We start from the raw sequence: 16,801 nt of genomic DNA, 5'->3' as shown, positions 1-16,801 counted from the left end.
AATTGTGATTATATAGTTCAAAATTTAATATATTTTCGCAAATTTAACCATGGATAAAGATAATTGAAGTAAAATATCACATGCTAATACAAAAAATTATCAAGTTCTATTTAGATGGATTTAAAAGTATGAGACTAGGCAAAACGCTTTGGCTTGTTATACTTATAAAACTTTTTGTCATAATTTTTATTTTAAAAATCTTCTTTTTTTCTGATACGATAAATACGAAATTTCATAACAAAGAAGACAGAATAGATTTTATTTATGAAAATATCACAAAGGAAATAAAATGATCGATTTAAGTTCTGTTGATTACTCAAGAGCCCAGTTTGCCTTGACAGCACTTTATCATTTTTTGTTTGTTCCATTAACTCTTGGACTTTCTTTTATCATAGCTTTTATGGAAACAATTTATGTTAAAACTGGCAATGAAGAGTGGAAAAGAATAACTCAATTTTGGTTAAGACTTTTTGCTGTAAATTTTGCTATTGGTGTCGCAACTGGCATAATAATGGAATTTGAGTTTGGAACAAACTGGGCGAATTACTCTTGGTTTGTTGGAGATATATTTGGCGCACCTCTTGCTGCTGAGGGGCTTTTTGCATTTTTTTTAGAAGCTACATTTTTTGCTGTTATGTTTTTTGGATGGAATAAAGTTAGTAAAAAATTTCATCTTTTATCAACTTGGATGGTTGCAATAGGCTCAAATTTGAGTGCTTTTTGGATACTTGTTGCAAATGGATGGATGCAAAATCCAGTTGGAACAATGTTTAATCCAGATATGGCAAGACACGAAATGATAAATTTTTTACAAATTGCGTTATCTCCAACAGGTATATCTAAATTTTTACACACTGTTGGTGGCGGATATATCACTTCAGCGCTTTTTGTGCTAGGCATTAGTGCGTATTTTATGCTGAAAAACAAACACTTTGTAATGGCTAAAAAAAGTTTCATAGTTGCTGCTAGTTTTGGATTTTTAAGTTCACTTTTTGTGCTTTATAGTGGCGATGAAAGTGCTTATCAGGTTGCACAAAAACAACCAATGAAACTTGCAGCTATGGAAGGACTTTATAAAGGAGAGGTTAATGCCGGAATTGTAGCTATGGGTATTTTAAATCCAAATAAGCAAATAGGAGATGATGAAAACTCTTTTTTACTTGAGATACAAGCACCGTATCTTCTTGGACTTATGGCAACAAGAGGTATAAATAACTTTACTCCAGGTATTGAGGATTTGGTTTTTGGAAATGAAAAATTTGGCATAGAGTCTGCTCAAAGCAAGATTAGTAGCGGCAAAATTGCCCTACAAGCACTAAGCGATTATAAAAAAGCAAAGGATGATAACAATAGCGATTTAATGCTTAAAAATAAAGATTTGCTTGATAAAAATATGAAAAATTTCGGATATGGATATTTTGATAATCCAAAAGATATAGTTCCGCCAATAGCACTTACTTTTTATAGTTTTCATATAATGGTAGCACTTGGTAGCTTTTTCATACTATTATTTTTTGTAACTTTGTATTTATCTATGGCAAATGAGATTGAGAAATTTAGGAAAATTCTTTGGATTTGTGTATTTAGCATTCCTCTTGGTTATATTGCTTGTGAGGCTGGTTGGATAGTTGCTGAGGTCGGAAGACAACCTTGGGCTATACAGGATTTAATGCCAGTTGGCATAGCTGCTACAAATTTAGCATCTACGAATATAATGATATCATTTTGGCTATTTGCAGTTCTTTTTACAGCACTTTTCATAGCGGAAATAAAAATTATGTTAAAACAGATAAAGATAGGATTTTAAAATGTATGAAACATATCAACTTTATTGGTGGTTTATAGTTAGTTTGCTTGCTGGAATTTTTGTATTTATGATGTTTGTTCAAGGCGGTCAAACTTTGATTTTTTGTTTGAGCGAAAATGAACTTCACAAAGATATGATTGTTAATTCAATTGGCAAAAAATGGGAACTTACATTTACAACACTTGTAATGTTTGGTGGAGCTTGTTTTGCTGCTTTTCCGTTATTTTATGCAACTAGTTTTGGTGGTGGGTATTGGATTTGGATGGCTATACTTTTTTGTTTTATAATCCAAGCTGTTGCATATGAGTATAGAAAAAAACCTCATAATTTTTTGGGTCAAAAAACTTATGAAATTTTTCTTTTGATAAATGGAAGTGTTGGTGTATTTTTGATAGGTTTGATGCTTAGCACGTTTTTTAGCGGGAATGAATTTAAACTAAATGAGACAAATTTTGTGCTTTGGCAAAATTCACTCCGCGGACTTGAGATATTTAAAAATCCATTTAATTATATTTTAGGAATTACGCTTGTTTTTTCATCTAGGGTTGGCGGAAATTTATATCTTATGAATAATATAGACGATGAGTATTTAAATGCTAAATTTAGAAAATCGCTTAAAGTAAATTTTATAATATTTTTACTGTTTTTTATTTTATTTTTGCTTTGGATTTTTACAAAAGATGGTTTTATGATGGGTGAAGATGGTATTGTTGTGATGAAAAAATATCAATATATTTTAAATTTTATAAATACACCGATACTTTTAGTAACATTTGTTTTGGGCTTGATACTAGTTTCTTATGGGATATATAAAGCACTTTTTGCAAAAAGTAACAAAGGAATATTTTTCTATGGACTAGGTATTGTTATGGCAGTAACTTCTTTGTTTTTTAGTTTGGGATTGAGTGGAAATTTGTTTTATCCATCTTATACACACTTACAAAGTTCATTAAGCATATATAATTCAAGTTCTAGTCTTTATACGCTTAGAGTAATGAGTGTTATTTCTGTTTTTATACCTTTTGTTTTAGCTTATATTATCTATGTTTGGAGAGCTATGGATAAGGTTAAGCTAACTAGCAAAGAGATACAAAATGATGAGCATATTTACTAAGGAAATAAAATGACAAAATCTATAATAATGCTGATAATTTGGTTTATTTTTATATTTTTAAGTTATAAATTTGTAAAACTAAATATAAAAGAAACACAAAGAAGGCTAAAAGAAGACGAAAATAAATAATTATTTTTTAATCCATGATATTAAAATCTCAACCTAAAATGGTTGAGATTTGTTTTTTTAAGTTAAGAAAAAGTATGTGTATAGTGTTATAATTGCTATACAAAAGGTATTTAAAACTCCACCAGCTTTTAACATCTGCTTTTGCGATATATAACCTGTTCCAAAAACGATAGCATTTGGCGGTGTCGCAACCGGAAGCATAAATGCACAACTTGCACCAACTCCTATAACTACAACAAGAGATTCTTTTGGCAAACCAAGCTCTGTTGCTATGGTTGCAAATATAGGCACTAAAAGTGCAGCTGAGGCAGTATTGCTTGTAAATTCAGTAAGCACAAGTATAAATATAGCAGTGACTAATATAACTACAAAAAGTGGCACTGTTCCAAACAGTTTAGATACTTCTAAGCCAAGGACTGCTGATGCACCTGAATTTTTAAGCACCATACTTAATGCAAGTCCACCACCAAAAAGCATTAAAATACCCCAGTCTGTTCCATGGGCTATTTCTTTCCATTTTGCAAGACCAAGCACTCCGATGGCACTAGCTGCAACTAATGCAACTAAGGCATCTGTGATTTTCATTCCCAAAAGTGTGCTTAAATTTTTTGAAAAAATCCAAAAAAATGCAGTTAGTCCAAACACCACTAAAGTTAAAATTCTTTTTTGTGTCCAAGGAATGTGATCAACTTTATCAACTTGTATTGTTGTATTTAAATTTGGTTTAAATACAACATATAAAACTATAAGCATTGTTGGAAATATGATTAACATCAAAGGTATTCCTATCTTCATCCAATCTGTAAAGCTATATCCAAGAGCTGATGAAACTATGGCATTTGGAGGTGAACCAACGATAGTTCCAAGTCCGCCAATACTTGCTGAAAATGCTATGGCTAAAAGTACAAATGTAAATGTATTTCTATCTTTCTCTTCATCTAAATTTGATAAAATTCCAATTGCTAAAGGTAACATCATAGCAGCAGTTGCTGTATTTGATATCCACATAGAAAGTCCTGCCGTGGCAACGCATATCGCAATAACTGCATAGCCTAAATTTGAGCCTGACATAGAAATGATTTTAGAAGCTATTTTTTTATCAATTTTTTGTATATGAAGAGCAGTTGCTAAGGCAAAACCGCCAAAGAAAAGAAATATAGTTGGATCTGCAAAATTTGTTAAAATTGTTTTTATGGATAAATCACTTAGTGTTCCATCTTTAGCAACATTTTGTATACCAAGGATTATGGTTAATACAGGCACCATAAGTGCTGTTATAGTTATATGTACAGCTTCACTAAGCCATAGTACTGCTATGAATACAAGCAAACATAAGCCTTTTTTTGCATTAACATCATAAGGCATAACATAAAAAAGTATCATAGATACAATAGCTGCAATTGCTATAATAATCCATGACTTTTTGTTTTGATGCCAAAAGCTAGTTGCTTGTTCTAGCTCTTCTTCATTTGTTTGAAATTCCTCCATATTTACATCTGCCATTTTACCTCCTTAAAAATTAATTTTAATAGCCAAATTATATCTTAATTGATGTATAAAAAATTAATTTTTTAATGTAAAAGATAAATAATTTTATCTAAAATAATAAAATTGTAACCATATGTAACTTTATTGATTTAAATTTGTATAAAATTAAGCAATATTTAAAAAATATCTGTAAATTTATAAAATAAATTTATAAAAATATATGTTACAAAATGTGATATTTTTATTTAAAAATATCAAAATATATATTAATTTTTTATTTTTTTTAGCTCTTTTGGGGTACAATTACTCATATGTTGTTAAAAATGATATTGTAGTAAAGTTATAAACTGCTATTAGTTTAAAAAATATACAGTATTTTAAACAAAAATATAGCAAAATACACAAAATAAATATTGGAGATGAATATAATGAAAGAGATGCATTATGAAGTTGTTGTAGTTGGCGGTGGAATTTCTGGCTCTGCCTTGGTATATTTGCTTTCAAGATATACAAATATAAAAAGCATTGCTTTGGTTGAAAAATACGAGGGGGTGTCTACTTTAAATTCAAAAGGAACTGGCAACTCTCAGACTATACATTCTGGAGACATAGAGACAAATTACACTTACGAAAAAGCTAAAAAAGTCAAAAAAACTGCAGATATGATAGTAAAATATGGTCTTCAACACGGCTATAATGAGCAGTTTATGTTTAAGCATCAAAAATTTGCCATGGGAGTTGGCGAAGAAGAAGTTGAATCTATCAAACAAAGATATGATGAGCTTAAGAAGATATATCCTTATTTGGAATTTTACGATAGAGATAGATTAAAGCAAATAGAACCAAAAGTTGTTTTTGATGAAAATAGCAATGTTAGAAAAGATAATGTTGCTGACATAGGAACTCTTGATGGTGCTTATACAACTGTTGATTTTGGCGCTATGTCAAATTCATTTGTAGATAATGCTAAAAAAGAGAACTCAAAACATGTAGATGTCTATCTAAATTCCGAAGTAAAAAGAATCAATCAAGTTGGCAATAAGTTTTATATAAATACTATTAATAATCTTTCAATAAGTGCTGATTTTGTAGTTGTAAATGCTGGTGCACACTCTTTATATTTGGCCCATAAAATGGGCTATGGAATGGATATGGGAACTTTGCCGATGGCAGGAAGTTATTATTTAACTAAGAAAAAATTATTAAATGGTAAAGTTTATATGATTCAAAATCCAAAGCTTCCTTTTGCGGCATTGCATGGAGACCCTGATATTTTAGCAGATGGATGCACTCGTTTTGGACCAACTGCTATTCCTATGCCAAAATTAGAGAGATTTCATGGTTCAAAAAGTATTTTAGAATCATTATCGGCTCTGAACTTAGGTATGGATACCATTAGCGTTTTTTGGGATTTATTAAAAGATAGTGATATTAGAAATTATTTATTTAGAAATATAGCTTTTGAGATGCCTATTTTAGGAAAAAAACTTTTTGTAAAAGATGCTAGAAAGATTGTTCCTAGTTTGAGAGAAGATGATATTTACTATGCAAAAGGTTTTGGCGGCATTAGACCACAAGTAATTGATAAGAAAAACAAAACTCTTATGCTTGGAGAGGCATCAATTGATACAAAAAAAGGCATTATTTTTAATATGACGCCAAGTCCCGGTGCTACAAGTTGTCTTGGAAATGGCGTAAAAGATGCAAAAAAAGTGTGTGAGTTTTTAAATAAATCTTTTGATGAAGCTAAATTTGAATCCGAATTAGGATAATAATATATCTAAAATGTTTCTTTAAATTTGTATAATTTGAAAAAAGGAAAATTATGTTTAAAAAAACAAAAATAGTAGCAACACTGGGTCCATCAAGCGATAATAAACAGACTATACTAGAGATGGTAAAAAACGGCGTAAATGTATTTAGATTAAATTTTTCTCACGGAACTCACGAATATCATAAAAAAAATTTAGATATTGTAAGGGAAGTTGAAAAAGAATTAGGCATTAGGATAGGCGTTCTTCAAGACATCAGCGGTCCAAAGATACGCATAGGAAAATTAGAAAATACTTTTACATTAAAAATAGGCGATCATATAGTTTTTAAAAAAGAAGAAATTCTTGGAAAACAGATAATGGAAAATCGCTATGAGACATGTATAAATCATCCTGAAATTTTAGATATGTTAAAACTTGGTGAATATATTTATCTTTATGATGGCGCTGTTAGAGCAAAAGTTATTAAGGTTGGTGAATATGTCGAAACCATAATAGAAAACGATGGTGTTATCACATCTAATAAAGGTGTAAATTTCCCAAATACAAGGATAAATGTAGATATTATAACTCCAAAAGATAAGCTAGATATGGAGTGGGGTGCTAAAAATGGTGTAAATTTTGTAGCTATTTCTTTTGTCCAAAATGCCAATGATGTTATAAAAGCTAGAAAGATATTATCGGATTTTAACTCAGATGCAAAGTTATATGCTAAGATAGAAAAATTTGATGCAGTTGAAAATATTGATGAAATTTTGGAAATTTGTGATGGTATAATGGTAGCAAGAGGCGATCTTGGCATAGAAGTTCCGTTTTATGAGGTGCCAAATATACAAAAAATGCTCATAGCAAAAGCAAATAATATGAATAAACCAGTTATCACAGCAACTCAAATGATGCTTTCTATGACAGAGCATGACAGAGCAACAAGAGCTGAAATAAGCGATGTTGCTAATGCTGTATTAGATGGAACGGATGCTGTTATGCTTAGTGAAGAAAGTGCCATTGGAAAGCACCCGCCACTTGTTGTAAAAGCTATGGCAAATACTATTAGAGAAACAGAAAAACTTTATCCTTATAATAAATTTGATAAATTTAGCTTTTTTGATGAAACAGATATGATAGCATCAAGTGCATCTAAACTTGCTACAAACATAGGAGCATGCGGCATACTTTCTATAACTGGATCTGGAAAATCAGCTATAAAAATGTCAAGAAATAGACCAAAGATGGATATTTTAGCCATAGCCCATGATGAGCAAACTGCACATTCTTTATGTATGGTTTGGGGTGTTGAGCCTATATTGGTAAAAGATAAAATCAAAGTTGATGACCTTATAACCAGCATTATAAAAGATGGATTAAAGAAACATTTAATAAGCGATGAATGCACTTATGTAATGACTGCAGGTTTGCAAACTGGAGTAGAAGGAAGCACGAATTATATACGCATTATCAAAAAAGATCAGATTGATTATTATAAAAATTTATAATTTAATAAAATTATAATTTATTTTGGTTATGTATTTAAATAAGCCTAAAAAACATTTTGCTTTTAGGCTTATTAATAGTATTAAAATTTGTATATAAATTTAACGCTACTTTACAAATTATAGTTAAGTATAATAATGTATTTTAAGTTTTTACCATCTTTAAATTTGTTCATAGCTTTAGGCGTAACATTAAAAGCGTCTCAACTTCAACTTTTTGCTCGCCATCTTTTCAAGATGGCTTATGATTAAATCATACTAATAATATAATTTCTCTAGTGATAAATAAGAACAAGCAATCACCACATATTTAGGCGTAGAATTTTAGTTTTTACAAAATGCTTCTAAATAAATAATTTTTTACATTCATAAAATCTTTATTTACAGAGATGATTTTAGTAAAATTTTACACCTAAATTTTTATAAAATCAAAAACTTTTTTATATGATTTTGAATAAATTTCATTTAAATACATCGCTATCATAAATCATTTAAATATCACTTATGAAAAGTAATTTTTGAAGCTTGCATTTATTAGTATTAAAATAAGAGACTTAGTTATTTTTAGAAAATTTTTACCATATCTTTATCTAGCGAAATATTTTATAATAAATATAAACTTAAAAATTTATATTTATTATAAAATTTAAAAATTTATAGATAAATATCACTGATAACTCACATATAAAATGATATTATTTCATATAAAGAATAAATATAGATGTTTTAAATAAAAATAGCTTTAATTTATTCTTAATCTTAATTATAAAGGATATTTCATGAACCATAATGATTCAAGAAGAAAGTTTATCAAACTTGCAGGTGTTGGCGTAGGTGCTAGTATGCTAGGTGCATCAAATTTAATGGCTAAACCAATTGATGTAAAAGATGTTAAATTTGATGAAGAATATGATGTTGTTGTTATAGGAACAGGTTTTGCCGGACTTGCAGCAGCAGCAAAAGCAGCAGAAAAAGGTTTAAGTGTTCTTGTGATTGAGAAAATGGGTAGAGTTGGTGGAAATTCAACCATAAATGGTGGCGGAATGGCAGTTCCAAACAATCCTATTCAAAAAGAAAGAAATATTAAAGATTCAAAAGAAATTTTTATCAAAGATTGCTTAAAAGCGGGACTTGGCATTAATCATGTTGAATTACTTGAAACAATAGTAGATAGAGCAGCTGATTCTGTATCTTTTGCAGAAAAATGCGGTGCAAAATTCCAGCACGAACTATCATGGTTTGGCGGTCACTCAGTCCCTAGAACAATTGTTACTGAAAATAATAGCGGCTCAGGAATAATCATCCCTATGTCAAAATATGTTGAAGAAAATGAAAAATGCAAACTTTACAAAAGAACAAAATTTGATGAGTTTGTGCTTGATGAAGCTGGTAGAGTTGTAGGAATAAAAGCTAGAGTTGAGTATAGATTTGATTCAAAATTATTTAATGATGATAAAGAAAACAAAAGTGGCGAAGTTAAATATTTTGGTGCAAAAAAAGGTGTTGTATTAGCATCAGGCGGTTTTGGTATGGATAAATTTTATAGAAAATTACAAGATCCAAGAATTCCTGATGATATGGATTCTACAAATCATCCAGGAGCAACTGCTGGTGCTATGGCTAAAGCATTTGAAATCGGAGCTTGCCCAGTTCAAGTAGATTGGATTCAATTTGGTCCATGGGCTAGTCCAGATGAGAGAGGTTTTGGAGTGGCTCCGATTTTAACTCAACAAGGTTTATTTAAATACGGGATGGCTGTTGATGTAAAAACAGGAAAGCGTTTTATGAATGAGCTTGCTGATAGAAAAACAAGAGCTGACGCTGAATTTGTAATACTAAGAAAAGATCCTAAGGCTAACCCAGTTGCGATAGGAACCCAAAACACATTTGGTCCTGAAATTAAAAATGTAATCCAAAAAGGCTTAGATAGTGGCGTTATGAAAAAATACAACACACTTGATGAGGTTGCTATTGCTTATAAAATTCCAGCTGCTGCTTTAAAAGAAAGTGTTAAAAAATACAACGACGGAGTTAAAGCCGGAAAAGATGAGTTTGGCAAACCTGTTGAACAATTCAAAGGCGAGTGCATAAATGAAAGCGGTCCGTTTTATTGCATACGCTTAACTCCAAAACCACATCACACAATGGGCGGTGTTAAAATTAATACTAAAGCACAAGTTATTTCTATGGATACACAAGAACCAATCCCTGGACTTTATGCAGCAGGTGAGGTTACAGGCGGAACACACGGAGCTAGCAGACTTGGAAGTGTGGCAATTACTGATTGTTTAGTATTTGGAATGATAGCTGGAGAAAATATATAAATTTTAAGTTGCCCAAATTTAGGGCAACTGATCTAAGGAGAATAAATGAGTTTGAAAATTAAATTTGCTACGTGCATTTTACTATTTTTTGCTTGTTTTTCTTATGCTGAGGATAACGCTTCAAAAAGCTCTTATAAACAACATATAAAAGAACTAGTTGAGAAATACCCAATAAAACCACATCACGCAAAGCTTTATTTTGATTGTATGCATTGTCATACAAATCAAATCCTGAGAAATTTAAAAACCCAGGAGATAAGGGCTGTTTATCTTGTCATAAAAGCAAAGAGCATATGGCGCAAAGAACCAAATTTATGGATACTTTAAAAGCAAATCCGCACAATTCCGTTCATGACGGGCCAAATTTGTATTGTGATGAGTGCCATATGGAGCATAAAAAATCGGTAAATATGTGCGATGAGTGCCACGAGGCTGAAGTTAAACATTGGATGAAGGTTACGCCATGAAAAAGAAAATATTTTATTTTATTTTGATAGGTTTAATAATCGGTGTTATGGGCTCATATACAACAACAATCGCTCTTACTAAAACAAGTAGTGATAAATTTTGTGTTGTGTGTCATGAAATGGATCCGATGGTTGCATCATATAGACATGATGTTCATGGCGGTAAAGGGGATTTAGGTTTTAAGGCTCAGTGTGTTGATTGTCACTTACCGCACGATTCTTTGGTTAATTACATTTATACTAAGGCTAAAAACGGAGTAGTTGAAGGATACATCCATTTTTTTAAAGATGTTGATCAAATAAATTGGTTAGAAAATAGAAAAAATAGATTAAGATTTGTATTTGATGACGGTTGTGTTAAATGTCATCAAAATATTTATGAGAATTCAAAACTATCACCTAAGGGTCTTGAAATGCATGCACATTATAAAAAAGTTAAATCCGAAGGTAAAGAGATAGGTTGTGCAAGTTGTCATTTAGAGGTTGGACATAAAAATTTAAGAAGTGTGTTAAATTACTATGCCAAAGAACCTGAGTATGAAATTTATAAAGATAAACCAAAAATGCTTGAAGAAAAAGATAAAATTGTAAAAGAATTAAGTGAGCAAAAATAATGTAGATTAGACAAAGGAGTATAAAATGAAAGTTTGTTTGATGAGAATAGACTCTAAGATGACAGAAGTTTTAAGTTTTATTTCAAAAACATTTAAAATTTCATTTTACTCTTTTGATGCGTTTTTTGATATACCCATAATTTTAGATCACAAAATTCGCTATGATGCTTTTGTGCTAAATATTGACGATGATTATAAAAGTAGGATTGAGTTTGTAAAATCTTTAAAAGAAAGCTCAATTCAAGCATCTGTTATAGTAATTTTAAATGAGATAAGTGCCGATTTGATAAAAGAACTTTATTGTATCGGGTGCGATGATTTTATTTTAAAAACCAATGAAATAACTTCAGATGCCGCACAAATTCTTTTTAAAATTTTAACTAAGTATAATAAATCTCTTATTTATCATATAAAAAAGGGTGTTTATTTTAATGTTGATTTATCATGTCTTTTTGTTGGAAAAAATGAAATTTATCTTGGGCGAAAAGAGTCTAAGCTTTTAGAAATTTTACTTAGACATCGAAGAAAAGTTGTTACTATGAACCAAATAGAAATTTTTGTTTGGGGCAATGAAATTCCTAGAGATGAAGCTTTTCGCTCTCTTGTAAGACAATTAAGATCAAAAGTTCCCTTTGAAATAAAAAATGTTAAGGGAATTGGATATAAAATTCCATAATACTCTTTTTATATTAAAATACTAAAATTTTCAAACCATATTTATTTTAATTTATGCTGTAAATTAAAATAAAAGCGTTTATAAAATCATTTTATTATAAATAAGTAAGGTCTTAACATAACTTATAAATTTATTAAAAGCTTATCTCTTTTATATCCGCAACTCTTAAAAATGCTTTGTAAATTTGACCTATGATAGCTATTCTATTTGATTTTATAGACTGATTTTCTACATTTATCATAACATTATCAAAGAAGTCATCTATATGATTTTTAAGGTCAAAAAGCGAGTTGAGGTATTTTTTATAATCTTGCTCGTTGGTATTTATTTTTTTGAATTCACTATGAAGATTTTTTTCAGCATCTAACTCAAATAAATTTGTATCAACTTCCACTATTTGCTCATTTTTGATAATATTTGCAAGTCTTTTAAAAGTATCAAATTTATCCTTAAAACTTTCATCTTTACTTATCTCATCAAGTGCTTTTATGGCATTATCAAGTTTTTTGATATCTCTTTGACCGCTATTTATACAAGCTTTTATGATAGATGTATTTGCATCATACATTGTTATCATTCTATCAAATATAAAATCAATTAGAGTGTTTATATCAAATTTAGCATAATTTGGCGATATTTCTTTTAAAATGGCATTTATATCAAAACTTAATTTTTCATTTAAAATTATTCTTAAAACCCCATTTGCTGCTCTTCTTAGTGCATAAGGGTCTTTATTTCCGGTTGGAATTTTGTTTATGCTAAAAAGTGCCATTAGCGTGTCAAGTTTGCAAGAAAGCGAAACTAAAGCTGAAAACAGATTGCTTGGAAGCTCGCTATTTTCGCCTGTTGGCAGATACTGCTCTTTTATGGCTGTGCAAACTAGCTCGTGTTCGCCGGCATTTTTTGCATAATATCCACCCATAATACCTTGAAGTTCGCTAAATTCACCTACCATTAAACTAACAAGATCTGTTTTGCTTAGCATTATTGATCTTTCTAAAAGTTCATTTATATTTGAAATATTAAATTTACTAAGTTCATCTTTGTATAAATTTGCTAGAATTTGTGCTAATTTTGCTTCGCTTTTTTCTTTTTGCTCTATGCTTCCAAGCTCTTTCATATACACAACATTTTCTAGCATTTTTGAATCAAATTTTGTTTTTAGATCGCTTTGCCAAAAAAACATTGCATCGCTAAGCCTTGCTCTTAAAACCTTTTCATTTCCTTTTATGATAAGTGAATAATCATCGCTAATGGCGTTACTAACTACGATAAATCCGTTTAATAATTTACCATCTTTAAAAACAGGAAAATATCTTTGATTTACTTTCATAGAAGTTATGATAACTTCACTTGGAACATCTAAAAACTCATTTTCAAATTTACCAAGAAGTGCAGTTGGATACTCTGTTATAGCGACAACTTCGCTTAAAAGTTCATTATCTATTTGTATTTTTATGTCGTGTTTTTGCTCTAAATTTCTAAACTCTGATAAAATTTTATTCTTTCTATCTTCTTCTTTAAGTATTATTCCGTTTTGAGATATTTTATTAAAGTATTCATCGATGCTATTAAATTTAATCTTATCATATCCATATGCTTTGTGTGGAAAAAATGCTTTCTCGCTTTGTATGCCAAATACACTCATTGCAACATTTTCATCTCCAAGCATACAAATTATAGATGTTACCGGTCTTATAAACTCAAACTCGCCATTTCCCCAACGCATAGATTTGCCAAAATTTAAAGATGATAAAAATTTATTTATCATTTCTCCTAAAATTTCTTTAGAGTTTTTACCTATTTTTTCTTCTTCGTAGTATAAAACTTCTTTTGCGTTTATTTCTTTAAATTTAAGCTCATTTTCACTAATACCGCATTTATTTGCAAAACTAAGAGCAGCTTTAGCCCAAACTCCATCTTTTTGTGCAACATTTTTTGGTGCACCAATGTTTTGTATAATGCTATTTGGCTGTTTGCTTAAAAACTCATTGTGAAAAAATACAAGTCTTCTTGGTGTGTAAAAAAACTCAAATTTGGTTTTTAGGTTGTATTCTTCTAAGATTTTTCCCCATTTTGTTTTTATATTTGGAAGTTCTTTTAAAAATGGTATTGCTGGTAATTCTTCAACTCCAATTTCAATCAGTAATTTCATCTTTTTTCCTATCTTTTATAATTTTATTTATCTCATCTCTTTTTTTGTTTTTTTCATTCATCTGTTTGTTAAATCCAATTATCATAAATGTCATAAAAATGCAAAATGCTGTTATGATGATAAAATCTATCATTTTATGATAAGTTCCTTTTGACCTTTATAATTCCAAAATAACGCTTCTTTGAAATCCAAGCCGTCATTTAACTTTTTAGAGCGTGAAAAAAGTTTGATTTTTCCAAACTTGGTGTGTAAATATCCACTTTTTACATCGCCAACTATATTTGTTATGATATCGCCGCTTCTTGCTGTGTTTATATTTTTAAAATCAATTTTATATTTATCTATATCTGTAATTTTATCATAAGAATTGATAATTTTTGCACTAGTTATCTCAAAATTTCCATCATAAATTTCGCTTTTATAGGCTATCAAATCATAAATTTTACCAACATCAACCACTGCATTTTTGTCAAAAACAAATACGCTTTCTCCTTGTCCTTGAGAAATCACATATCCAACTTCATCTTTGTAGATTACAGTTGCTTTTTGTATGAGTGTTTTGGTATCAATTTGTTGATTTTTATAAATTTCATTTATAGTTTTTGTCACTAAATCAATACTTGTTTTTTCGCTATTTATGCTAAAACAAAGTGGCAAATGATCTGAAATTTCAAAGTAATTAATACTAGCTTTGCAAATCCCAAAACTTCCTTTTTTGTAGTATGGCGAGTTTTGAAAAAAGCTTTGTGATAACAAGACATGATCTATCGCACGATTGCTTTTATGTGAAATTTGTAAATTTTTTGGTATTTCATCCCAAAGGTTTGTAAATTTATTTATTCTTATAATATCGTTTAATAAAAAATTATCTCCCAAGTCGCTGTTAAAATCACCTAGTAAAATTAGATTTTTTTTGCCTTTTTTGATTGTTTCATTTACAGCCTGATAAAGTGTTGTAGCAGCGGATCTACGATCTTTTATGGGATTTTTAGCGGCTGGAAAGTGGTTTATAAATATACTAAACTCACTATCATCAAATTTAAAATCTGCTCTTAAAATATCTCTTGTTTTTACGCTTTTTACGGCATAGTTTTTTGTGCCTAAAATTTCTATTTTAGACATAACTCCAACTCCAAAAGGCGAAGTTTTATCTTTTGTAAATTTATAGAATTTATAACCACTTTGTTTTGCTAAATCTTGCAAAGTTGAGTAGTTTTCAACTTCTTGTAGTGCAATGATATCTGGGTTTATTTTTTTTATAGTCCCACTTAAATTTGAGAGTTTTTCTTGATATTTTTTTGTATTCCAAGAAGATTTTTTGATATTAAAGTCATAATATTCTGTTCCATCAAATTTATCATCAAAAAGATTTTCTACATTATAAGTTGCGATTTTTAGCTCACTTGAATATAAAAAAACAAACGATATTATAATTAAAAATATTTTTTTCATTTTCTAAACTCGAAATTTTTTATATTTTGTCTAATCGCCTCATAAGCTATTATCCCAACACTCATTGCTAAATTTAAACTTCTACCGCTTTCCCCCATTGGTATTGTTATAGCGTTTTTCCAGTTTTTTTTCATAAAATCCATTGGCAGCCCTGTGCTTTCACCACCAAAAAATATAAAATCGCCAGTTTTAAATTTAGCATCATAGTATAGTTTATCTGTCTTTGTGGTTGCAAAGTGAAATTTATCAAAGTCGCTGTTTGTGTTTAAAAAATCATCTAAACTTTCCCATATTGTAGGGTTTAGCTTTTTCCAGTAATCAAGCCCGGCTCTCCTTACAGCTTTTTCGTCAATATCAAAAATAGTTGGTTTTATGATGTGTAAATTTAGATTTGCATTTACACAAAGTCTGCCTATCGCACCGGTATTTTGTGGAATTTGTGGATGAACTAAAACTATATTAAACATTTAGAAAATTACTGTTTTGTTGTTATAAACAAAAATTCTATCATCAAACACAAGGTCAAGTGCTGCAGCAAGGACATTTCTTTCGATATTTCTACCTACTTTTTGCATATCTTGCCAACTCATCTCATGATTTACTCTTGCTACATCTTGAGTTATTATTGGTCCTTCATCAAGGTCGTTATTTACAAAATGCGAAGTTGCACCAATTATCTTAACTCCTCTTTCGTAAGCTTGTTTGTAGGGATTTGCCCCTATAAATGCAGGCAAGAAAGAGTGATGAATGTTTATGATTTTATTTTCGTAAGCCTTTACAAAATTTGGGGATAGTATTCTCATATATTTTGCTAAAACCATATAATCAAAACTAAATTTACTAAGTAAGTTTAAAATATCTTGCTCATGATCTTCTCTTTTTGTGCCGTTGCTCTCAACGCAATAAAACTTAATGCCAAATTTCTCTACAAGTTCTCTTAAATCATCGTGATTTGCAATTACAGCCAAAATATTCGCATTTAACTCACCGCTACTGTGTTTTATTAGCATATCGCCCAAACAATGGGTTTCTTTTGTAGCTAGTATAACTATGTCTTTTTTGCTAGATTTTTTTAAAACTATATTTGCTTCGCTGCCAAGCATTGCACTAAGTGTGCCGCAAAATGCAGTTTCATCTATACTTTTTTCGCAGTCTATTTCGGCTCTATAAAAAAATTTATTAACTTCATGATCGACAAATTCATGATTTTTTGCTATGTTTAATCCAAATTTAAATATAGTATCAGATATTCTATATATCAATCCTTTTTGGTCTTTGCAGTCGATTTTTAGTATGTATTTTTCCATCATTTT

14 protein-coding genes and 1 pseudogene are annotated in these 16,801 nt (G+C 29.8%); 9 read left to right on the top strand and 6 right to left on the bottom strand.

Translation table 11 applies throughout. The features are described from left to right. The first annotated feature begins 80 nt into the window (after positions 1-80). From CSPT_RS06880 to cydB, 3 genes are read left to right on the top strand one after another with little or no spacing between them, the layout of a single operon-like run. Entirely contained in the window at positions 81-293 is a 213-nt protein-coding gene (locus tag CSPT_RS06880; protein WP_089182907.1) for a DUF4492 domain-containing protein, read from the top strand. Beyond that, the gene (locus CSPT_RS06875) at positions 290-1,807 is read left to right on the top strand and encodes a cytochrome ubiquinol oxidase subunit I (RefSeq protein ID WP_089182906.1); all 1,518 of its coding nucleotides are present in this window, start codon (positions 290-292) and stop codon (positions 1,805-1,807) included. Before CSPT_RS06880 ends, CSPT_RS06875 begins: the two co-directional genes overlap by 4 nt. A gap of 1 nt (position 1,808) precedes the next feature. Further along, positions 1,809-2,921, top strand: a complete 1,113-nt coding sequence (cydB, locus tag CSPT_RS06870; RefSeq protein WP_089182905.1) for a cytochrome d ubiquinol oxidase subunit II — start codon at positions 1,809-1,811, stop codon at positions 2,919-2,921. 186 nt (positions 2,922-3,107) lie between these two features. Here cydB and CSPT_RS06865 read toward each other — a convergent pair whose 3' ends face one another. Then, on the bottom strand, positions 3,108-4,538 hold the full coding sequence (locus CSPT_RS06865) for an SLC13 family permease (RefSeq protein ID WP_089183342.1): 1,431 nt from the start codon (positions 4,536-4,538) through the stop codon (positions 3,108-3,110). Positions 4,539-4,966: 428 nt separating this feature from the next. Between CSPT_RS06865 and CSPT_RS06860 the strand changes: the two genes are divergently transcribed. The 6 genes and pseudogenes from CSPT_RS06860 (at position 4,967) to CSPT_RS06835 (ending at position 11,881) form a co-directional block, all read left to right on the top strand. After that, entirely contained in the window at positions 4,967-6,310 is a 1,344-nt protein-coding gene (locus tag CSPT_RS06860) for an FAD-dependent oxidoreductase (RefSeq protein WP_149051357.1), read from the top strand. Positions 6,311-6,363: 53 nt separating this feature from the next. After that, entirely contained in the window at positions 6,364-7,803 is a 1,440-nt protein-coding gene (pyk, locus tag CSPT_RS06855) for a pyruvate kinase (RefSeq protein ID WP_089182903.1), read from the top strand. A 776-nt stretch (positions 7,804-8,579) separates the two neighbouring features. Continuing rightward, positions 8,580-10,124, top strand: coding sequence for a flavocytochrome c (locus tag CSPT_RS06850; protein WP_089182902.1), 1,545 nt, complete (start codon positions 8,580-8,582; stop codon positions 10,122-10,124). Between the two features lie 45 nt (positions 10,125-10,169). After that, positions 10,170-10,591: pseudogene (locus CSPT_RS06845) on the top strand (cytochrome c3 family protein). After that, positions 10,588-11,205, top strand: a complete 618-nt coding sequence (locus tag CSPT_RS06840) for a cytochrome c3 family protein (RefSeq protein ID WP_089182901.1) — start codon at positions 10,588-10,590, stop codon at positions 11,203-11,205. The pseudogene CSPT_RS06845 and the gene CSPT_RS06840 overlap by 4 nt, the downstream one beginning before the upstream one ends. 25 nt (positions 11,206-11,230) lie before the next feature. Further along, positions 11,231-11,881 (top strand): winged helix-turn-helix domain-containing protein, encoded by a 651-nt coding sequence (locus CSPT_RS06835; RefSeq protein WP_089182900.1) that lies wholly within the window; start codon positions 11,231-11,233, stop codon positions 11,879-11,881. Positions 11,882-12,014: 133 nt separating this feature from the next. Here the strand turns inward: CSPT_RS06835 and glyS are convergent, their stop codons facing one another. Genes glyS through purU form a run of 5 tightly spaced genes read right to left on the bottom strand, consistent with a single transcriptional unit; the run spans position 12,015 to position 16,795 of the window. Continuing rightward, positions 12,015-14,036, bottom strand: coding sequence for a glycine--tRNA ligase subunit beta (gene glyS, locus CSPT_RS06830; protein WP_089182899.1), 2,022 nt, complete (start codon positions 14,034-14,036; stop codon positions 12,015-12,017). After that, positions 14,020-14,169, bottom strand: a complete 150-nt coding sequence (locus CSPT_RS09090; protein ID WP_170228715.1) for a hypothetical protein — start codon at positions 14,167-14,169, stop codon at positions 14,020-14,022. Before CSPT_RS09090 ends, glyS begins: the two co-directional genes overlap by 17 nt. Beyond that, positions 14,166-15,488: an endonuclease/exonuclease/phosphatase family protein gene (locus CSPT_RS06825; protein ID WP_089182898.1), complete on the bottom strand. Its 1,323-nt coding sequence runs from the start codon at positions 15,486-15,488 to the stop codon at positions 14,166-14,168. The genes CSPT_RS09090 and CSPT_RS06825 overlap by 4 nt, the downstream gene beginning before the upstream one ends. After that, entirely contained in the window at positions 15,485-15,955 is a 471-nt protein-coding gene (locus tag CSPT_RS06820) for a tRNA (cytidine(34)-2'-O)-methyltransferase (RefSeq protein ID WP_089182897.1), read from the bottom strand. Before CSPT_RS06820 ends, CSPT_RS06825 begins: the two co-directional genes overlap by 4 nt. Then, entirely contained in the window at positions 15,956-16,795 is an 840-nt protein-coding gene (gene purU, locus CSPT_RS06815; protein ID WP_089182896.1) for a formyltetrahydrofolate deformylase, read from the bottom strand. Between the last annotated feature and the right edge of the window lie 6 nt (positions 16,796-16,801).

Source organism: Campylobacter sputorum subsp. sputorum (assembly GCF_008245005.1).
Taxonomy (GTDB): Bacteria; Campylobacterota; Campylobacteria; order Campylobacterales; family Campylobacteraceae; genus Campylobacter_F; species Campylobacter_F sputorum.
This window is presented reverse-complemented; position numbering and strand designations above follow the sequence as displayed.